The sequence below is a fragment of the Microvirga lenta genome, from assembly GCF_020532555.1.
GTDB lineage: Bacteria > Pseudomonadota > Alphaproteobacteria > Rhizobiales > Beijerinckiaceae > Microvirga > Microvirga lenta.
Window position 1 is genome coordinate 346,513 of the sequence record NZ_JAJBBR010000008.1, and the last position, 18,622, is coordinate 365,134.

14 protein-coding genes are annotated in these 18,622 nt (G+C 67.1%); 10 read left to right on the plus strand and 4 right to left on the minus strand.

Annotated elements, in window-relative coordinates:
* Positions 1-69: 69 nt before the first annotated feature.
* The 3 genes from LGR44_RS14410 to LGR44_RS14420 all read right to left on the minus strand — a co-directional run bounded on the left by LGR44_RS14410 (position 70) and on the right by LGR44_RS14420 (position 4,510).
* Entirely contained in the window at positions 70-1,158 is a 1,089-nt protein-coding gene (locus tag LGR44_RS14410) for a transglycosylase SLT domain-containing protein (RefSeq protein ID WP_226741392.1), read from the minus strand.
* Between the two features lie 191 nt (positions 1,159-1,349).
* The gene (locus tag LGR44_RS14415; protein ID WP_226741393.1) at positions 1,350-1,796 is read right to left on the minus strand and encodes a Crp/Fnr family transcriptional regulator; all 447 of its coding nucleotides are present in this window, start codon (positions 1,794-1,796) and stop codon (positions 1,350-1,352) included.
* Positions 1,793-4,510, minus strand: a complete 2,718-nt coding sequence (locus tag LGR44_RS14420) for an ABC transporter transmembrane domain-containing protein (RefSeq protein ID WP_449871021.1) — start codon at positions 4,508-4,510, stop codon at positions 1,793-1,795. The genes LGR44_RS14415 and LGR44_RS14420 overlap by 4 nt, the downstream gene beginning before the upstream one ends.
* A gap of 175 nt (positions 4,511-4,685) precedes the next feature.
* Between LGR44_RS14420 and LGR44_RS14425 the strand changes: the two genes are divergently transcribed.
* From LGR44_RS14425 to LGR44_RS14470, 10 genes are all read left to right on the plus strand, one after another.
* Entirely contained in the window at positions 4,686-5,936 is a 1,251-nt protein-coding gene (locus tag LGR44_RS14425) for a glycosyltransferase family protein (protein ID WP_226741395.1), read from the plus strand.
* Between the two features lie 8 nt (positions 5,937-5,944).
* Entirely contained in the window at positions 5,945-7,219 is a 1,275-nt protein-coding gene (locus LGR44_RS14430) for a glycosyltransferase family 4 protein (RefSeq protein WP_226741396.1), read from the plus strand.
* Entirely contained in the window at positions 7,216-8,349 is a 1,134-nt protein-coding gene (locus tag LGR44_RS14435) for a glycosyltransferase family 4 protein (RefSeq protein WP_226741397.1), read from the plus strand. Before LGR44_RS14430 ends, LGR44_RS14435 begins: the two co-directional genes overlap by 4 nt.
* Before the next feature lie 4 nt (positions 8,350-8,353).
* Positions 8,354-10,279 carry a glycosyltransferase gene (locus LGR44_RS14440; protein WP_226741398.1) on the plus strand — a complete coding sequence of 642 codons (1,926 nt, stop codon included), beginning with the start codon at positions 8,354-8,356 and terminating at the stop codon, positions 10,277-10,279.
* Between the two features lie 34 nt (positions 10,280-10,313).
* Positions 10,314-12,179, plus strand: coding sequence for an ABC transporter ATP-binding protein (locus LGR44_RS14445; protein ID WP_226741399.1), 1,866 nt, complete (start codon positions 10,314-10,316; stop codon positions 12,177-12,179).
* Positions 12,179-14,095 (plus strand): ABC transporter substrate-binding protein, encoded by a 1,917-nt coding sequence (locus LGR44_RS14450; protein ID WP_226741400.1) that lies wholly within the window; start codon positions 12,179-12,181, stop codon positions 14,093-14,095. The genes LGR44_RS14445 and LGR44_RS14450 overlap by 1 nt, the downstream gene beginning before the upstream one ends.
* Positions 14,092-15,111: an ABC transporter permease gene (locus tag LGR44_RS14455; protein ID WP_226741401.1), complete on the plus strand. Its 1,020-nt coding sequence runs from the start codon at positions 14,092-14,094 to the stop codon at positions 15,109-15,111. The genes LGR44_RS14450 and LGR44_RS14455 overlap by 4 nt, the downstream gene beginning before the upstream one ends.
* The gene (locus LGR44_RS14460) at positions 15,108-16,271 is read left to right on the plus strand and encodes an ABC transporter permease (protein ID WP_226741402.1); all 1,164 of its coding nucleotides are present in this window, start codon (positions 15,108-15,110) and stop codon (positions 16,269-16,271) included. Before LGR44_RS14455 ends, LGR44_RS14460 begins: the two co-directional genes overlap by 4 nt.
* Before the next feature lie 137 nt (positions 16,272-16,408).
* Complete coding sequence (locus tag LGR44_RS14465) at positions 16,409-16,780, plus strand: putative quinol monooxygenase (protein WP_226741403.1); 372 nt, start codon at positions 16,409-16,411, stop codon at positions 16,778-16,780.
* A 103-nt stretch (positions 16,781-16,883) separates the two neighbouring features.
* On the plus strand, positions 16,884-17,828 hold the full coding sequence (locus LGR44_RS14470) for an acetamidase/formamidase family protein (RefSeq protein ID WP_226741404.1): 945 nt from the start codon (positions 16,884-16,886) through the stop codon (positions 17,826-17,828).
* Positions 17,829-17,836: 8 nt separating this feature from the next.
* On the opposite strand, the gene LGR44_RS14475 is transcribed toward LGR44_RS14470, so the two are convergent.
* Complete coding sequence (locus LGR44_RS14475) at positions 17,837-18,598, minus strand: hypothetical protein (protein ID WP_226741405.1); 762 nt, start codon at positions 18,596-18,598, stop codon at positions 17,837-17,839.
* Positions 18,599-18,622: the final 24 nt, after the last annotated feature.

Sequence of the window (18,622 nt, forward strand, 5' to 3'; positions counted from 1 at the left end):
CAACCCGCTTTTCACGGCCAAGTTCCGTGAAGAGCGGGTGCTATACCTTCGAGGTCGCGCCGCGGGCGCTTACTGGACGACGGCGCTCGCCTCGATCGTGCGGCCGTTCTGCTCCGTGATCTCGGCGAGGTAGGGGCCGATATCGTCGTAGCGGTCCAGGCGGCGGACGATCTTGGAATCGATCTTGTTGTAGAATTCCGCCACGGTGACCGCGCGGCGCTTGCGGCCCTTGCCCTCCATGAACAGCCCCACATTGGCCTTGGCGGCCTTCGGGAACAGCTTGGAGGCCCGCATGTTCGGGTCCTGGTCCAGAACCTCGAGGAAGCGGACGGCGCTTCGCGCGCCCAGGAAGTGGGCGATGTAGAGCTCGGCTTCGGCCAGCTCGCGCTCGCCTTGCGCCTGCAGGGCGCGCTCCACGTCCTTGATCAGCTCGCCCGCCATGAGGGCGGAGAAATAGGGATCCGTGCGCAGGCCCATGACCCACTCGCGGTCCTTCTCGCTCACCGCGAGTTCGCCGTCGACGACCTTGATGGCCTCGGCCGCGGCGCCGAAGCCGTAATCGGCGGCATGGCTGCGGACGGTTTCGAGCCAGGTGGCGTCGATGAACTGGAACAGTCCCTCGGCCGAGGAGGTGGAGGCTTTGGCCTCGGGCGAGAGGCTCGATTCCACGTCCGCCAGGGTCATCATGTAGACCGGATCGACGCCGGTCACGTGAGCGGCCTTGAGGATGGAGTGCACGAGCCAGCGCGGAACGTTGCGGCCGCTGAACGGAATGAGCTCGTCGGGATCGCCCGCGGCCTCGACCGGGTAAGGCTCGGCCTCGGGCTCGGGCCGGGGCTTGGCCTCGGGAGGCCGGGTGAACGAGAAGGCGCTTTCGACGATGGACCGGAAGAGGTCCGGATCCTTGCCCAGAGCGGGCGTGAAGGCCACCGGAACCTCGATGGCGGTGGCGGCGGCGACGGGCGCCACCGCGAACGGCCTCGCGTTCAGGGCGCTCGGCAGGGTCGCCACCGCGGCGGGGCCGGCGGTGAAGGCCTGAAAACCGATCATCATGGAGACGGCCGCGAGGAGGCGAAGCGAATGGCGGCCAGTGGTCGTGCGGGGTGCCGCAACGGGTTGCGGCACCGCACACAGCAGCGTTCTCGCATTGGTTTGCATCAGTTTTTCCCGCTTGATCCGACCGGACGGCCGAACCTTCCCTTGTGTCATTCTGGGACAAGGGTTGACGGGAAGATGTGTCCATAATCGGTCAGCTTGACCGTAACAGGTCCTTTTCCAGGGCCGTTTTCAGGGTTTTCCCCCGAAAGTTCCGTGAATTTTCCCTTAAATTCCGGGAAATTTTGCCGCGCTCAGGAAGATGATTGCGCGACAAGCTGGGCATTCGTTCTTTCCAGCCTCTGCGCCAGCTCGCGCATCACGGCCAGGGACATCTGCGGGAACTGCGCCAGCAACTCGAGAAAAACCCGCTTGTCGATTCGCAGGGCCGTCGTGGGTTCGGCCGCCATGATGGTGGCCGAACGGGGCGAGTCCGACAGGATGCCCATTTCGCCCACGAGGGCGTTGTCCCCCAGCTCCGCCACGGTGATCTCGCCGCCCGGCGTGTTGAGCAGCACATGGGCGCGGCCGTCGAGGATCACATAGGCCGCGTCGGAAGCATCGCCTTGCGAGAAGAACCGTTGGCCGTCCGAGAACTGCACCCGTTCGCTCGTGAAGGCGAGGAGCTTCAAACGGGCAGGATCGATGTCCCGGAACATCGGCACCTGTCGCAGGGATTGCACCTCGGCCTCAAGGGTCATGCCACCTCTCCTTCCATTGTCTGAGCCGCCGCCGGGGGCTCGTCCGCCCCGGGAGCCCGGCTGCCGGTTTTCTCTGCTGTAATCTGTCCGTCGCGGAACCGCATCTGAATATCGAACGAACCCGCCTGCCGGTCGTTGGGCAGCACCATGAACAGGCTCCGCTGCTCCGTGAGCTCCATCAGCAATTCGGTCATCTGCTGGCTGCGCGCCTCGTCGAAGGGCGCCAGCGCTCCGTCGACGATGAGGATGTCGGGCCGCTTCACGAGGCAGCGCGCGAGGCTGACGCTCGCCCTCTCCTGCGGCGTGAGGAGACGGCCGGCGGTTCCGACCTGCTGGTCGAGGCCGATGCGCTGGATCTCCTCCAGCAATCCGAGTTCCTTGACCACGGTGGAAATCGCCTCCGACACCCGCACGCGGGCATTGGCGACCCGGTAGCTGATGCGCCCGAACAGGAGGTTGTCGCGCAAGGGGGCGGCCGAGCAGACCCTTTCGGGATCGTAGAACTCCACCCCCGCGCTTCCGTCCTTCTCCAGGGTTTCCCGCACCAGGGCCCGTGCCCGCACGAGCTTGCCCCTGAGCTTGTCGTCGAGCAGGCCGAGGCGGTGCCGGGCCTCTACATAGGCGAGCGGCAGGGAGAGGAGCCGGACCTGGTCGTCCCGGTCCATGTCGTCGTCGAGATGCGGGTGGCGGCGCAGGATGGCCTCGAATTCCGGCAGCTCCTCCGCCCCCACGAAGGAGAACTGCTCGAACAGGGAATGGCCGGGCGGCAGTCCCTCGAAGATCTCGGTCATGGTCTCGGCGATCTGCAGGCCCATGCGGACGAGATCGCGGGTCAGCTCCGCCTTGTCGATGGCGCTGCGGAACTCGTTGTTCTCCGCGAGATTCCGCCCCTTGAGCTCGCTCGTTGTCGGCACGCCGAACAGCAGGTTCTCGGCCACCGTCGCCTGGTCGTTGTAGCGGTCGGCGTCGAAGGGCTCGACCAGACCTTCCATGCCGCTCGCCTGGAAGGTCTCGTGCAGGCGCCTGCGGGCCTCCACGAACCGTCCGGCGAGGTCAGGATCCTTTTCGGGGTCGAGCCGGCCGGCGAGGCCGAAGAGATACATCTCGTTGCCCATCCCGATGCGGCTGAGCAGATCCACGAGCAGGCGGTCGAACTCGTCCGCGTTCCCCACCCCGAACTGGCTGTAGTCGATCCATTGGTCGGAGATGCTCTCGACCGGGTTCCCCGTGCGGATCGCCTCGGCCACCCGGCGCTCCGCCTCGCGCCTGTCCTCCTCGCGCTGGCCCAGGGGCTTGAAGCGCAGGCCGTAGACCACGTTGTCCCGGATGGTGCCGGGGAACAGGATCGGATCGATGCCCGCATAGGCAATCCGCCGGCCGGCGACCGAGGGCGGCAGCCGCATCAGGTCCCTGTCGCCGATGCGGATATGGCCGCCAAAGCCCGGGATCCGGCGCGCCAGGATCCGTGCGGTGATACTCGCGGCGGGGCTGCCCGCGGAGATCAGGGCCAACCGGGCGGGAAGCTCGATCGCGAAGGAGGCATTGTCGAGGATCGCGCCGCCGTGGGAATCGCTGAGCTGCAGCTCCTCGGCCACCAGGGGGCCGACCAGAGGCTCGTCCTGCGCCGCCTCCTCCCGCGCCTCGACGAGCGGCGCGAGACGCTCCTCCGCGAAATGCTGCGTGACCTGATCGTACTTCACCTGCACGTCCAGGCGCTGCTGGTCCCAGTCGATCAGCTCCTTCAGGGGCGGCGGCAGCTCGCGATAGGCGCTGATGACGGCCACGAGCTGGCCGATGTCGAGGGTGCCGCGCAGGGCGAAATAGCCGCCGATGGCGTAGAAGAAGAACGGCGTCAGCTGCGACAGGAAATTGTTGAGGAATTTGACCAGGAATTTCCGGTTGTAGATCTTCACCCGGATATCGAAGAGGGTGAACAGCCGGTTGCCGATCTCGGCCCGCTCCCAGCTGTGGGCGTTGTGCACGTGCACCACCTCGATCCCGTCGAGGACCTCGCCGACGCGCCCGGCCAGCTCGCGGGAGGCCAGCTGGCGCTCGCGGCCCAGGCGGAGCAGCTCGCGCCGCAGGCGCGGAATGATCACGATCTGGATCATCACGACGCCCAGCGCCAGCAGCCCGAGCCAGACGTTCTGCACCATGATGAAGAACAGCGCGGTGAGCGCCTGCATGGTGAGGAAGACCGGCGTGATGAAGGCATCGCCGATGAAGCCGCCGATGGGCTCCACCTCGTCCTTGATGATCGTGGCGGTCTCGGAGGACTTCACCGTGCGCAGGGCTTCCGGCGTGAAGCGCAGCACCATGGAGAAGAGGTCGAACCGCAGGCGCCGCAGCATCCGCTCGCCCAGCACGCCCTTGGAGACGTTGATCCAGTACTTGAACGCGCCGTTGATGATGACGAACAGCAGGAAAAGGGACGAGAGCCCGAAAAGAAGGCCGACGCGGGAGAGCTGGAACCCCTCGAAGATCTGCACGGATGCGCCGCCGAGCCACTCGGGCAGCTCGAAGCCGAGGCTGAGGAACGGCGCCGTCACATTGCCGTCGCGGAAGGCCTCGCCCTGAATCGCCTCGTTCACGATCTGGCGAGGCAGATCGAGGGACATGAAGTAGAAGGGCTGCGAAGCGAGGACGACTCCGCAAACGATCAGTTGATCGCGCTTCGAGTGCTTCCAAATGTAACGGAAGAGGCTCTTATCCATTAGGTGGACGTTACCATCTCCAGAGCATGGGGCGATACCTCTACCCGTTCTAAAGTTGCGCCATAGCTTCTTTGCGCGAGGCCTATTGCAACGGTAGAGAGTAGTGTCCTAACGTCAACTGAAACCCTTTCCACCAAGGGGCGCCTGCCCGGCGGACTTGGTCATGGATGTGAAGATGGCATCTCACCATACGAAGGCTCCGTCAGGGCGCAGCTCAGGCACGCGTGTCCTCATCTACAGCCACGATACCTTTGGCCTGGGTCACCTGCGCAGGTCCAGGGCGATCGCGAACGCCCTTGTGGAGAAAGAGCCGGAGACCTCCGTCGTCATCATTTCCGGCTCGCCCGTGATCGGCAATTTCGAGTTCGGCAGCGGCGTCGACTATATCCGCATTCCGGGCGTGACGAAGCTTCCCGACGGCGACTACCGCTGCCTCAACCTCAACATGAGCCTCGACGAGGCCGTGCGCCTGCGCCAGTCGCTCATTCTCCAGGCGGCGAAGTCGTTCCAGCCGGACGTGTTCATCGTCGACAAGGAGCCCACGGGCTTCCGCGGCGAGGTCGTGCCGGCCCTCGACTATCTTCAGGAAGCCGGCTGCCGCCTCGTGCTCGGCATCCGCGACGTGATGGACGAGCCCGCCCTGCTGGTTCCCGAATGGGAGCGCAAGGACGCCAAGGACGCCCTGATCCGCTATTACGACGAGATCTGGGTCTACGGCCTCAAGGACGTCTACCAGCCGCTGGCGGCCCTCGGCCTGCCCCCGGAGGTGGAGAAGCGCATCACCTATACCGGATACCTGCGCCGGGAGGTGCCGCCGACGCCCTCGCTGAACCGCTATCCCAAGATCACGAAGCAGCCCTTCATCCTGGTCACCACCGGCGGCGGCGGCGACGGGGACGACCTCATCGACTGGGTCATCTCCGCCTACGAGGCCGACCCGGCCATCGAGATGCCGGCCCTCGTCGTGTTCGGCCCCTTCATCGACCGGGACAAGCGCCGCTTCTTCGTGGAGCGCATCGCCCGGCAGCCGAAGCTCGACGTGCTCTCCTTCGACAACAAGATCGAGCACCTGATGCAGAAGGCCGAGGCCGTGGTGGCCATGGGCGGCTACAACACCTTCTGCGAGGTCCTGTCCTTCGACAAGCGCACGCTCATCGTTCCGCGCACCCGCCCCCGGCTGGAACAGTATATCCGCGCCGTCGAGGCCGAGCGCCTCGGCCTCGTGCGGATGCTGAGCGACTACGAGGAGCCGCGCACGCCGGAGCGCATGGCGGAGGCCCTGCGAGGTCTCTCGTCGCAGCCGCGCCCCTCCGAGGTGGTGATCCCCGGTCTGCTCGACGGGCTTGACCGGGTGCAGGAGCGGCTTAAGGCTCTGGCCGAGACCGCCACCACCTTTGCGGCCCCGTACCATCAGGCGGCCGAGTAAGAGCCAGGATGCTTCCATCCCCTGCAGCCCGACGGATCGCCGTCGTCGTCAAAGGTTACCCGCGCCTTTCCGAGACCTTCATCGCCCAGGAGATCCTCGCCCTCGAAGGGCGTGGGCTACCGCTCGAGATCTGGTCGCTGCGGCACCCGACCGAGAGGGCCGTGCATCCCATGAACCGGCAGATCAAGGCGCCGGTGACCTATCTGCCCGAATATCTCTACGAGGAGCCCGTGCGGGTGCTGCGCGGCGCCCTCTGGAGCCTGCGCCGGAAGGCGTTCGGCTCCCTGATGAAGACCTTCTGGCGCGACCTGAAACGCGACTTCACCGCCAACCGGGTCCGTCGCCTCGGCCAGGCCTTCGTCATGGCCCGCGAACTCCCGGCCGATGTGGGCCACCTGCATGTCCACTACCTCCACACCCCGGCTTCCGTGGTGCGCTACGCGGCCCTCCTGACCGGCCGCTCCTGGACCTTCTCGGCCCATGCCAAGGACATCTGGACCACGCCGGACTGGGAGAAGCGCGAAAAGCTCTCCGAAGCCCTGTGGGGCGTGACCTGCACGGCGCAGGGCGCCGAGCACCTGCAATCCCTGAGCCCCCTGACGGGCCATGTCTCCCTGGTCTATCACGGGCTCGACCTGTCCCGTTTCCCCGCGCCGCCGGAGGCGCGGCCCATGCGGGACGGCTCCGACCCGGCCGATCCGGTGCGGATCGTCTCCGTGGGACGGGCGGTCTCGAAGAAGGGGTTCGACGACCTGATCCAGGCGCTGGCCGCCCTGCCGCAGGATCTCAACTGGCGCTTCGCCCATGTGGGCGGCGGTGAGCTCCTGAACAGCCTGAAGGCGAAGGCGCAGCAGAACGGCATCGCCGACAAGGTGGCGTTCCTCGGCTCGAAGGCCCAGCCCGACGTAATCGCGCTCCTGCAGCAGGCGGACCTGTTCGTCCTGCCGTCCAAGAAGGCGGCGTCGGGCGACCGGGACGGGCTGCCCAACGTGATCATGGAGGCCGCGAGCCAGAAGCTCGCGATCCTGGCGACCGACTTCGCCGGGATTCCCGAATTCATCCGCGACGGCACGGACGGGCAGCTCGTACCGCCGGGCGACTGGGAGGCGCTGTCGAACGCCGTCAACCTGCTGGCCCGAGAGCCCGAACGCCGACAGGCCCTCGGCGCCTCGGCCTATGAGCGCCTGCGCCGGGACTTCTCCATGGACGGCGGCATCGACGACCTGGAGGGCCGCTTCCGCGCCCTGACCGAAGCGGGTCCGCGAAATCCGGTGGCCGCGTGAACAGCACGAAGTCCGTTGCGTTCTATGCTCCCCTGAAAAGTCCGGACCATCCCTCCCCGTCCGGCGACCGCACCATGGCGCGGCTCCTGATGAAGGCCCTCGGACGTGCCGGCTTCGCGCCGAGCCTCGCCAGCCACCTGCGCAGCCTCGACAAGGGGGGCGAACCGGCCCTGCAGGAGAAGATCCGCAAGGAGGCTCTGGCCGAGGCGGACCGCCTGGTGCGGCGCTACCGCGCCCTGCCCGCTGCGGAGCGCCCCTGTCTCTGGTTCACCTACCACGTCTACTACAAGGCCCCGGACTGGATCGGACCGCGCGTCGCCGATGCCCTGAGCATCCCCTATGCCGTGGCCGAGGGATCGCGCGCGGCCAAGCGCGCCGGAGGTCCGTGGGCGCTCGGCCACGCGGGCGCGGAAGCGGCCCTGGACCGGGCCGACGCGGTCTTCGTCATGACCGCCCTTGACCGCGAGGCCCTGGCAGCCGCAAAGCCCGCCCATCAGGCCCTCGTCGATCTGCCGCCCTTCATCGATGCCGGGGAATGGCCCGACACGCCTCCCGCCCCGCAGGCGCCGGATGCGGCGCCCCGCCTGCTCACGGTCGCCATGATGCGCGACGGCGACAAGCTGGCCTCGTACCGGCTCCTCGCCGCCTCTCTCGATGAGCTGCGGCACCGGCCCTGGACCCTCGACATCGCCGGCGACGGCGAGGCGCGGGACGAGATCCGGCGCCTCTTCGCTCCTTTTGGGGAGCGGATACGCTTCCACGGGGAAGTCGGGAGCAAGGCCGCCCTGAAGGCGCTCTACGAGAGCGCCGATCTCTTCGTCTGGCCCGCCGTCAACGAGGCCTACGGCATGGTCCTGCTGGAAGCCCAGCTCTTCGGCTGTCCGGTGGTGGCGGGCGCCTTCGGGGGCGTCGCCAGCGTGGTGAGGCACAACGAGACGGGTCTTCTGACGCCGCCCGGGGATGCCGCGGCCTTCGCGCAGGCCGTCGCGATGCTTCTCGAGAGCCCGGACAGGCGGGAACCGTTCGCCGCCGCTGCCCAGCGTTTCGTGACCGCCGAAAGAGATCTCGACCACGCCGCCGCGCGGTTGCAGACTGCGCTTTCCTCTCTCAACGCGGTGATCGGAGCATAGGGTCTTGCGCGTCCTGATCGTCGTCACGCATCTCCTGGGCGCCGGGCACCTGACCCGGGCGGCGGCGCTGGCCCGCGCCTTCGCCCGCGCCGGACACGCGACGACCCTGGTCTCGGGCGGAACGCCGGTTCCCCTGGCCGATTTCGAGGACGTGTCCCTCGTCCAGCTCCCGCCCGTGCGCACGACCGGCACGGACTTCAAGGCGCTCCTCGACGAGGCCGGTGCGCCCATCGACGCGACCCGGCTCGACCGGCGCCGGGAACTCCTGCTCGCAACCCTGCAGGAGGCCCGCCCGGACGTGGTCGTCACCGAGCTCTTTCCGTTCGGACGCCGGGTCCTCGCGGACGAGTTCATGGCGCTGCTGGAGGCGGCGCGATCCCTGCAGCCGCGCCCGCTCGTCCTGTCCTCGATCCGCGACATCCTCGTGGCCCCGTCGAAGCCCGAGCGCGTTGCCGAGGCCCATGGACGCATCGCCGCGTTCTACGACGCCGTCCTGGTGCACGGCGATCCCCGGATCGTTCCGCTCACGGCCTCCTGGCCGGTGGACCCGGAGCTGGCGCCCCTCCTGCACTATACCGGCTATGTGGATGAGGGCTCCGCGCCGGCCCGGAACCTCGCCCGGAACGGCATCGTCGTGTCGGGCGGGTCGAGCGCGGCGAGCCTGCCGCTCTACCGTGCCGCCGTCGAGGCCTCGCGCATGGTTGCCGACCGGCCCTGGCGCATCCTGATCGGGCGTGGCGTGGCGGAGGCCGATTTCCGGTCGCTTCAGGCCATGGCCCCGCCCCATGCGACGGTCGAACGGGCGCGGCGCGACTTCCGGGACCTGCTGGCGCAGGCGGAGGTGTCCGTCAGCCAGGCAGGCTACAACACCGTCGTCGATCTGCTGCAGGCCGGGGTGACGCCGGTTCTCGTGCCGTTCGAGGCCGGGCACGAGACGGAGCAGCGCCTGCGCGCCGAGCGGCTGAAGAGCCTCGGCTTCGCCGAGATCGTGCCGGAGGCCGGACTGTCGGCTCCCCTCCTGGCCGATGCGGTCCGGCAGGCCCTTGCCGGTCCCTCCTCCCCGCCGCCCACCCTGTCCCTGGACGGCGCGCGCGAGAGCGTCACCATCGCCGAGACCCTTTCCGTCGCAAGGCCGGCCCTCAACCGGTCCATCGACTGGTCGCCCATCGGCCAGGCCCTGAGCCGCGCCCGCGATGCGGGCCGCGGGATCGGCTTCTGGTGGCGGGACGACGATGCGGTGGCGCACACGCCCGAGCTCGACCGTCTCCTCGGCCTGGCCCGCCGCTACGAGGCGGGCATCGGCCTGGCGGCGATCCCCGCCCTCGTCGAAGCCTCGCTCGCGCACCGCCTGCGGGACGAGGACGGGGCGCTCGCCCTCGTCCATGGCTGGAGCCATGCCAATCATGCGCCGCCCGGCCAGAAGAAAGCCGAGTTCGGCGATCACCGCCCCACCGCGACCCTTGCGGCGGAGGCCGGGGATGCGCTCCGGATGGCGCGGGCGGCCCTGGGCCAGAAGGTCCTGCCGGTCTTCGTGCCGCCCTGGAACCGGATCGCGCCGGGGCTCGTGCCGCACCTGCCGGGGCTGGGCTACCGGGCCCTTTCCACGTTCAGGGACCGGGACCGTCATCAACCTGTCAGGGACCTCGTCCAGATCAACACCCATATCGACCCCATCGACTGGCACGGCTCGCGCAGCCTCGTCGAGCCTGCGGCGCTGGTCGCAAGCGTGGCCGCGGCCATCGACCGGCGGGTCGATGGAACGGCGGATGCGGACGAACCCATCGGATTCTTGACCCATCACAAGGTCCACGACGAATCCATATGGTTCTTCTGCGAGGGTCTGGCGGCCTATCTCGCCGACCGGGAAGTCCGCTTCTTGCGGATAAACCGGTTATTCCGTAACGAAAGCAGGATCGCGGTGGAGCAATGAAGCGTTATCGTCGAAACCGCGTCTGGAGGAGTCCATGGAGAAGCCTCTCCTGTCGATCCGTCAGCTGACCGTCGACTTCAAGGCCGATTCCGGAGATTTCCGCGCGGTCGACGGTCTGTCCTTCGACATCCCGAAGGGCAAGACGGTGGCGCTGGTGGGCGAGTCCGGGTCCGGAAAGTCCGTGACCGCGCAGGCCATCCTGCAGATTCTTCCGAAGAAGGCCCATCTGTCGGGCGGCTCGATCGTCTTCAACGATCCCGCCGGGACCGCTCCCCTCGACATCGCGGAGATCGGCGCCGAGAGCGATGCCATGCACGCCCTGCGGGGCGGGCGCATCGCCATGATCTTCCAGGAGCCGATGACGTCCCTGTCGCCGCTCCACACCATCGGGGACCAGATCGGCGAGGCTCTCGTCATCCATGCCCGCGTGGGACGGGCCGAGGCGGGCAAGCGCACGATGGAGGTGCTCGCCCGGGTCGGCTTTCCCGATCCCAGGCGGGCGCTGCGCACCTATCCGTTCGAGCTCTCCGGCGGCCTGCGCCAGCGCGCCATGATCGCCATGGCGCTGATCACGCGCCCCGCCCTCCTGATCGCGGACGAGCCGACCACGGCCCTCGACGTGACCACCCAGGCCCAGATCCTCGATCTCATCAAGGAGCTCCAGGCCGAGACCGGCATGTCGGTGCTCCTCATCACCCACGATCTCGGCGTGGTGGCGAACGTGGCCGACGAGGTGGTGGTGATGTATCGCGGCCGGGTCATGGAGGCGGGCTCCCGGGAGGACATCTTCCGCAATCCGCAGCACCCCTATCTCCAGGCGCTCATGCGCGCGGTCCCCCGCTTCGACATGGGCGAGGACGAGCGGCTGAGGCCGATCCGCGAAGTGAAGAGCGCCACCCTTGCGCGCGTCCATGCGCCGGAGCGGCCCGAGCCCAAGGGACCGATCCTGAAGGCCGAGGGGCTGACGAAGTGCTTCACCCTTCGGTCGGGCTGGTTCTCCGGCAAGACCCGCACCATCCATGCGGTGAACGACGTCAATCTCACCCTCCCCGCCGGCAGGACCCTGGGGCTCGTGGGCGAGTCCGGCTGCGGCAAGACCACCGTTTCGAAGATGATCATGCGGGCGATGCAGCCCGATGCCGGGCAGGTGATCTTCGACGACGGCACCGGGCCGCGCAACGTCTTCGAACTGGATGGCGACGCCCTGACCGCCTATCGCCGCTCCGTGCAGTTCATCTTCCAGGATCCGTTCTCGTCGCTCAATCCGCGCATGACGGTCTACGAGATCCTCACCGAGCCGCTTCGCATCCACAACATCGGCACGCCCGACCAGCGCTACGAACGCGTCAAGCAGCTCCTCGACATGGTGGGGCTCGATCAGCGCTCCCTGCGGCGCTACCCGCATTCCTTCTCGGGCGGCCAGCGCCAGCGCCTGGGCATCGCCCGCGCGCTCGCCCTCGAGCCGCGCGTCCTGCTCTGCGACGAGCCGGTCTCGGCCCTCGACGTGTCCGTGCAGGCGCAGGTCCTGAACCTGCTCAAGGACCTGCAATCCGCCCTCGGGCTCTCGTACATCTTCGTGTCGCACAACCTCGCCGTGGTGGACTACATCGCCGACACCATCGCGGTCATGTGCCGGGGCTACATCGTGGAAGAGGCGCCCAAGACCTCACTCTTCCGCAATCCGGTCCATCCGTACACGCAGGCCCTGCTGGCCGCCGTGCCGGACCCGGACATCGACCACCCGCTCGATTTCGACAAGCTGCGGACCGACCGCTTCTCCCATCCATCCGAATGGCCCGAACCCTTCCGCCTCGTCGAGGGAGAAGCCGGCCTGATGAAGGAGATCGAGCCGGGCCACAGGGTCCGCCTGGGAAGCCACAGGGCTTTGGAGGCCGCGTGATGTTCACGACACTCAGAACCAAGGGTCTCTTCCTCGCCGCCGCGCTGAGCCTCCTCGCCCTTCCGGCCCTGGCGCGGACGCTCGTGGAACCGCCCTTCTTCGCCGACAAGGTAGCGAAGAACGAACTGCCGCCGCTGGCCGAACGGCTGCCGCAGAATCCCATCGTGGTGAACCCGCCCGGCGGGGATTACGGCGGGGACGTGGTCACGCTGGTGCCGCGCGCGCGCGACATCCGCTACATCTCGACCTATGCCTATACGCGCCTCGTCGGCTACGACCGGCAGCTCGACCTCCAGCCCGACCTTCTCGAGCGCCTGGAGAACGAGGACGACCGCGTCTTCACCTTCACCCTCCGCGCCGGGCATCGCTGGTCGGACGGCTCGCCCTTCACGGCGGAGGATTTCCGCTATTACTGGGAGGACGTGGCCCAGAACCGGGAGCTGTCCCCCGCGGGTCCGCCCGAGTTCATGATGGTGGACGGCAAGCTCCCGCGCTTCGAGGTGCTCGACGAGCGGACCGTGCGCTACACCTGGGACAAGCCGAACCCGCGTTTCCTGCCGCAGCTCGCAGGCCCGCTCGATCCCGGCATCTACCGCGCCTCGGCTTATCTCAAGCGCTTTCACGCCAAATATGCCGACCAGGCGGCGCTCGACGAGGAGGCCAGGAAGCAGAAGCTGAAATCCTGGGCCGCCCTGCACAACCGCCTCGACGACATGAAGGAGCAGACCAACCCGGACCTGCCGACCCTTCAGCCCTGGCGCATCACCAACACCGCGCCCGCCTCGCGCTTCGTCTTCGAGCGCAATCCCTATTATCACCGCATCGACGACGAGGGCCGGCAGCTTCCCTATCTCGACCGGATCATCATGGACGTGTCCGCCCCCGGCCTCTTCGCCGCCAAGGCCAATGCGGGCGAGGTCGACCTCCTGTTCCGCGGCCTGTCCATGACCGACGTGCCGATCCTGAAGGAGGGCGAGAAGGCCAAGGGCTACAAGACCCTGCTCTGGCCCTATGCCCGCGGCACGGAGCTGGCGCTCTATCCGAACCTCAACACCACCGATCCCGTGTGGCGCAAGCTGAACCGGGACGTGCGCTACCGCCGTGCCCTGTCCCTGGGCATCGACCGCAGGACGCTGAACAACGCGCTCCTCTTCGGGCTCGGCGTCGAAGGCAACAACACGGTGGTGGCCGAAAGCCCCCTGTTCTCTCCGGAGCTGCGGACGCTCAACGCCACCTACGATCCCACGGAGGCCTCGCGCCTTCTGGACGAGATCGGCCTGACGGAGCGCAACGGGGCGGGCATACGCCTCCTGCCGGACGGGCGGGAGCTGGAGATCATCGTCGAGACGGACGGCGAAAGCAGCCTCGTGGTGGACGGGTTGACCCTGATCGCCGAGTTCTGGCGCGAGATCGGCGTGAAGCTGTTCATCAAGCCGCAGGACCGCACCGTCCTGCGCAACCGGTCCTACGCCGGCCTCACCGTCATGGTGGCGTCCGCGGGCTTCGACAACGCCATTCCGACGGCCATCATGCCGCCGACGGAATACGCCCCCATGCGCCAGGACAACTACGCCTGGCCGAAATGGGGCCAGTACGTGGAGACCAAGGGCAAGAACGGCGACCCGGTCGACATTCCCGAAGCGGAGCGCCTCCTCCAGCTCTACGAGACCTGGATGAACACCGGCAACAGAACCGTGCAGCGGGAGGTCTGGACCGAGATGCTGCGCAACCATGCGGAGAACCAGTGGGTGATCGGCACGGTCGCGGGCGCGCTGCAGCCCATCGTCCTGCGCAACGGCCTGCACGGGCTGCCCGACAAGGCGCTCTACAGCTGGGAGCCGACCGCCATGATCGGCATCTACCGCCCTGACGAGCTGTACTGGAACAAGGCCGCCGGCAAAGAGGCCCGCCGATGATCCGTTTTCTGTTGCGTCGCCTCGTCACCATGTGCGTGACGCTCCTGATCATCTCGGCGCTGGTGTTCTTCATCATCAAGCTGCCGCCGGGAGACTTCCTGACCAACCAGATCGCCGAGCTGCGGGCGCAGGGCGAATCCGCCTCCATCGCCAAGGCCGAATTCCTGATCCAGCAATACGGGCTCGATGAGCCCGCGTGGCAGCAATACCTGGTCTGGATCGGCGTGATGCCCGGGCCGAACGGCTTTTCCGGCCTGCTCCAGGGCGACTGGGGCTGGTCGTTCGAATTCGACCGGCCGGTGGCGGAGGTGGTGGGCGACGCCTTGTGGCTGACGCTCCTCGTCAACCTGGCGGTGGTGATCTTCATCCACGTGGTGTCGATCCCCATCGCAATCTACTCCGCGACCCGGCAATATTCGGTCGGCGACTACATCGCCACCTTCATCGGCTATATCGGCCTTGCGACGCCGAGCTTCCTGCTCGCCCTGATCCTGCTCTACTACATGAACCGCTGGTTCGGCGTCTCCATCGGCGGGCTCTACGACGCGCAATATGCGGGCGAACCCTGGACCTGGGACAAGACCAAGTCGCTCCTGTCCCACCTGATCGTGCCGACCCTGGTCATCGGCCTCTCGGGCACGGCGGCCATGATCCGCCGCATGCGCGCCAACCTGCTCGACGAGCTCGGCAAGCAGTACTACGTGACCGCGAAGGCCAAGGGCCTGCCGCCGGGCAAGGCGCTTCTCAAATATCCGTTCCGCATGTCGCTGAATCCGTTCATCGCCGATATCGGCAACCTCCTGCCGCATCTGATCTCGGGCTCGGTGCTCGTGTCGCTGGTCCTGAGCCTGCCGACGGTGGGACCGATCCTGCTCGGCGCCCTGAAGAGCCAGGACCAGTTCCTGGCCGGCTTCATCCTGATGTTCGTCGCGGTGCTGACGGTGATCGGCATGATGGTCTCCGACCTCCTGCTCGCCCTGCTCGATCCCCGCATTCGCCTGGGAGGCAGCCGATGAACGAGGTCGCTCCCTCCCGGCGCCATTTCGTCGATCCCACGCTCTTCGATCCCGGCGCGACGGAGCCCGTCGGCGCGGAGAACGAAAGCTTCTACCGCGCCTCGTCCTGGCGGCTGATGTGGTGGAAGTTCCGCCGCCACAAGGTCGCGGTGGCCGCCGCGTTCATCCTGCTCGCCTTCTATCTGGTGGTGCCCTTCGTCGAGGTGATCGCACCCTACAACCAGACCAAGCGCAACGGCGAGTTCCTCTATGCGCCCCCGCAAAGGGTGCATCTGATGCACGAGGGCCGCTTCGTCGGCCCCTTCGTCTATCCCTATTCGCAGAGCTTCGACCTGGAGACCTTCCGGCGGGTCTACACGGTCGACACCTCCAACCCGCAGCCGATCCGTTTCCTCTGCCGGGGCGACGCCTACGAGTTCTGGGGCCTGTGGACGACGGACTTCCACCTCTTCTGCCCGCCCGAGAACGGCACCCTGTTCATCATGGGAACGGACCGGCTCGGCCGCGACCTGCTCTCGCGCATCATCTACGGGGCGCGCATCTCGCTCACCATCGGCATCGTCGGCATCGCGGTATCGTTCTCCCTCGGCCTCCTGTTCGGCGGCCTCGCCGGCTATCTCGGCGGCTGGGTCGATCACGTGATCCAGCGCATCATCGAGATCCTGCGCTCCCTGCCGGAGCTGCCGCTCTGGCTCGCCCTGTCCGCGGCCCTGCCGCCCAACTGGAGCCCGATCCTCGTTTTCTTCGGCATCACGATCATCCTCGGCCTTCTCGACTGGCCGGGCCTCGCCCGCGCGGTGCGCTCCAAGCTGCTGTCGCTGCGCGAGGAGGATTTCGTGAAGGCGGCGGAGCTGATGGGGGCCTCGAAGAGGCGCATCATCGGGCGCCATCTCATCCCCAACTTCATGAGCCACCTGATCGCCTCCGCGACCCTGTCGATCCCGTCCATGATCCTGGGCGAGACCGCCCTCTCCTTCCTGGGGCTCGGCCTGCGTCCGCCGGTGACGAGTTGGGGCGTGCTGCTCAACGAGGCGCAGAATCTCGCCGCCGTGCAGCTCCACCCGTGGCTGCTCTTTCCCATCGCCCCCGTGGTGATCGTGGTCCTCGCCTTCAACTTCATGGGCGACGGCCTGCGCGACGCGGCGGATCCGTATCACTGACGCGGATGCGAACGAAGGGCCGCGTCGGACCGTCCCCGGAACGGCGCTCGACGGGAACGGACCGTTACCTGCCGGGTAATTTCTTTCGCTCCCGCCAGGGACGATCCTCCGTGCATCGCACCTGAAGGAGAGAGCCCATGAGACATCATCCCGATCTCGCCCGCGAGGAGAGACACGACGGCCCGGCCGGCATCGTGACCTTCGTCATCACCGTTGCCCTCAAGCCGGGCTGCGAGGAGGCGCTTCTCGACCTGCTGACGCCGGTTCTCGACGCCATGCGCCACGAGCCGACCTTCATCAATGCCGTCCTGCACCAGGATCCGGAGGATCCGTCCCGTTTCATGCTCTACGAGACCTGGGCCGATCTCGACGACGTGGTGCAGGTCCAGATGCACCGGGACTACCGCAAGACCTTTTGGGAGCGCCTGCCCGATCTCCTGCGCGAGCCGCGGCAGGTGCAGACCTGGAAGCCGATACGCCGGGACTTCACGTTCTTCGCCTCGTGGTGAGGTCACCCGGTTGCCCTTGCCTCAAGGGAATGCGAGACATTTCAACCACCGTGCCGGTGCGCCGCGAAGGCCCGCGCCGGCATTCCATGCGCAGAGGATTCCCGTGGCAGAACACCGACTTGATGCCTCCCCCGACACCGTTCACTGGGGTTATTTCGACGCCGGACTCGCACCGCTCGTAACGGTCGATTCCGGCGACACGGTCACGATCTCGACCGTGTCGGGCAGTCCGGAGGTGATGCCGAAGGCGCCCCTCGCGGTGCCCGAGGCCCTTTCCGCCATTCACGCGACGCGGACGCCGAAGCTGCCGGGCCACATCTGCACGGGACCCGTCGCCATTTGGGGCGCGAAGGCGGGTCAGGTTCTCGAGGTCCGGATCAAGGCCATCGACCTGCATTACGACTGGGGCTTCACCTATGTGGCGCCGCTCAAGGGCGCCCTGCCCGACGATTTCGACGAGATGCACCTGATGCACATCCCGCTCGACCGGGATCGGATGACCGGCCGCCTCCCCTGGGGCCTGGAGCTTCCGCTCAAGCCCTTCTTCGGCGTGATGGCCGTGGCGCCGCCCGCCGCCTGGGGGGCGCTCAGCACGCTGCCGCCGCGCCGCAACGGCGGCAACCTCGACAACAAGGAACTGGTCGCGGGAACCACGCTCTACCTGCCGATCCACGTGGACGGCGCCCTGTTCTCCGTCGGCGACGGCCATGGCGTCCAGGGCGACGGCGAGGTCTGCGTCACGGCCATCGAGACCGGCCTGATCGGCACGTTCGAGCTGCACCTGCGGGACGACATGCGCCTCACCTGGCCCATGGCCGAGACGGAGACGCACGTCATGACCATGGCGTTCGATCCCGACCTCGATCAATGCGTGGTGATCGCCCTGCGCGACATGATCGACCTGATCGTCGCCCGGACCGGCATCGAGAAGACGGAGGCCTACGCCCTGTGCAGCCTCGCGGCCGATCTGCGGATCACCCAGGTGGTCAACGGCAACAAGGGCGTGCACGTGATGCTGGAGAAGAGCCTGCTGCAGAAGGGACGCTGAGCACAGTGTCACCGGTGCGGCAGGTCCGTGTCGCTCAGATACTCTCGGGCAGCCTCACTCAGGGGCTGCCTGCTTTCGACCGGCCCGGGTGACAGCCCTGACAGATCACCAATGCGCTCGGACTGCCGAAGCCATGCATCGGGCTTCGTCCAAGCAAGAGAGGAGAGAACACCGGGACAGTGCTCAAGCCCCGGCGTAGTCTCAAGGCAGTCGGTCCATATTCCCCCACGTCGGACAAGCAGGCGCTTTCCGTTCGGCGTCAGAACCAGCGCCGGATCCTCTGTCCATGACCCGTCTTCCGAATAGGTCAGCGAGACGTCGCGCAACCTGCTCCAAACCAGTCCAAAGGAATCTTCGGACTGCCAGACATTGTAGACGGCGTCGGTTGGAACAGGCTCTATCGCCAGCATCAACAGCCTGCCATCGTCGAGCCGAATGCGATTGATTTCGCTCGGAGTTCCGGCACTGAGCGCTAGGACCGCAAGGATGAGGGTAATAATTGGAACTCCTGGGACCACCCCGAGGATCCAGGAAAGACGTCTCCCGCCGGAGGCGGTGATGGCGCCGAAGCACAAACCGGCTGAAAGGGCCAGCAGGCCGTAGACGGCAAGCTCATCCAGGATGCGGGGCGCGAACGCCCTTTCGCCGCTTGTCCCGGTCAGGAGCACCCAAAGATAGGCGACGAGGGTCGCTGCCAGAGAAAGGGCACCTGCCGCCAGAGTGGCGTTGCGCACCCAGAAAAGCAGCCGTCCAAGGGATTGCCAATGCATTGTTGGCCTCGCGAGACTTGCTTC

What these genes read in the sequence shown, in the direction of transcription:
- LGR44_RS14410 (WP_226741392.1), bottom strand. Translation starts at nt 1,158, where the DNA reads ATGCAAACCAATGCGAGAACGCTGCTGTGTGCGGTGCCGCAACCCGTT.
- LGR44_RS14415 (WP_226741393.1), bottom strand. Translation starts at nt 1,796, where the DNA reads ATGACCCTTGAGGCCGAGGTGCAATCCCTGCGACAGGTGCCGATGTTC.
- LGR44_RS14420 (WP_449871021.1), bottom strand. Translation starts at nt 4,510, where the DNA reads ATGGATAAGAGCCTCTTCCGTTACATTTGGAAGCACTCGAAGCGCGAT.
- LGR44_RS14425 (WP_226741395.1), top strand. Translation starts at nt 4,686, where the DNA reads ATGGCATCTCACCATACGAAGGCTCCGTCAGGGCGCAGCTCAGGCACG.
- LGR44_RS14430 (WP_226741396.1), top strand. Translation starts at nt 5,945, where the DNA reads ATGCTTCCATCCCCTGCAGCCCGACGGATCGCCGTCGTCGTCAAAGGT.
- LGR44_RS14445 (WP_226741399.1), top strand. Translation starts at nt 10,314, where the DNA reads ATGGAGAAGCCTCTCCTGTCGATCCGTCAGCTGACCGTCGACTTCAAG.
- LGR44_RS14450 (WP_226741400.1), top strand. Translation starts at nt 12,179, where the DNA reads ATGTTCACGACACTCAGAACCAAGGGTCTCTTCCTCGCCGCCGCGCTG.
- LGR44_RS14455 (WP_226741401.1), top strand. Translation starts at nt 14,092, where the DNA reads ATGATCCGTTTTCTGTTGCGTCGCCTCGTCACCATGTGCGTGACGCTC.
- LGR44_RS14460 (WP_226741402.1), top strand. Translation starts at nt 15,108, where the DNA reads ATGAACGAGGTCGCTCCCTCCCGGCGCCATTTCGTCGATCCCACGCTC.
- LGR44_RS14465 (WP_226741403.1), top strand. Translation starts at nt 16,409, where the DNA reads ATGAGACATCATCCCGATCTCGCCCGCGAGGAGAGACACGACGGCCCG.
- LGR44_RS14475 (WP_226741405.1), bottom strand. Translation starts at nt 18,598, where the DNA reads ATGCATTGGCAATCCCTTGGACGGCTGCTTTTCTGGGTGCGCAACGCC.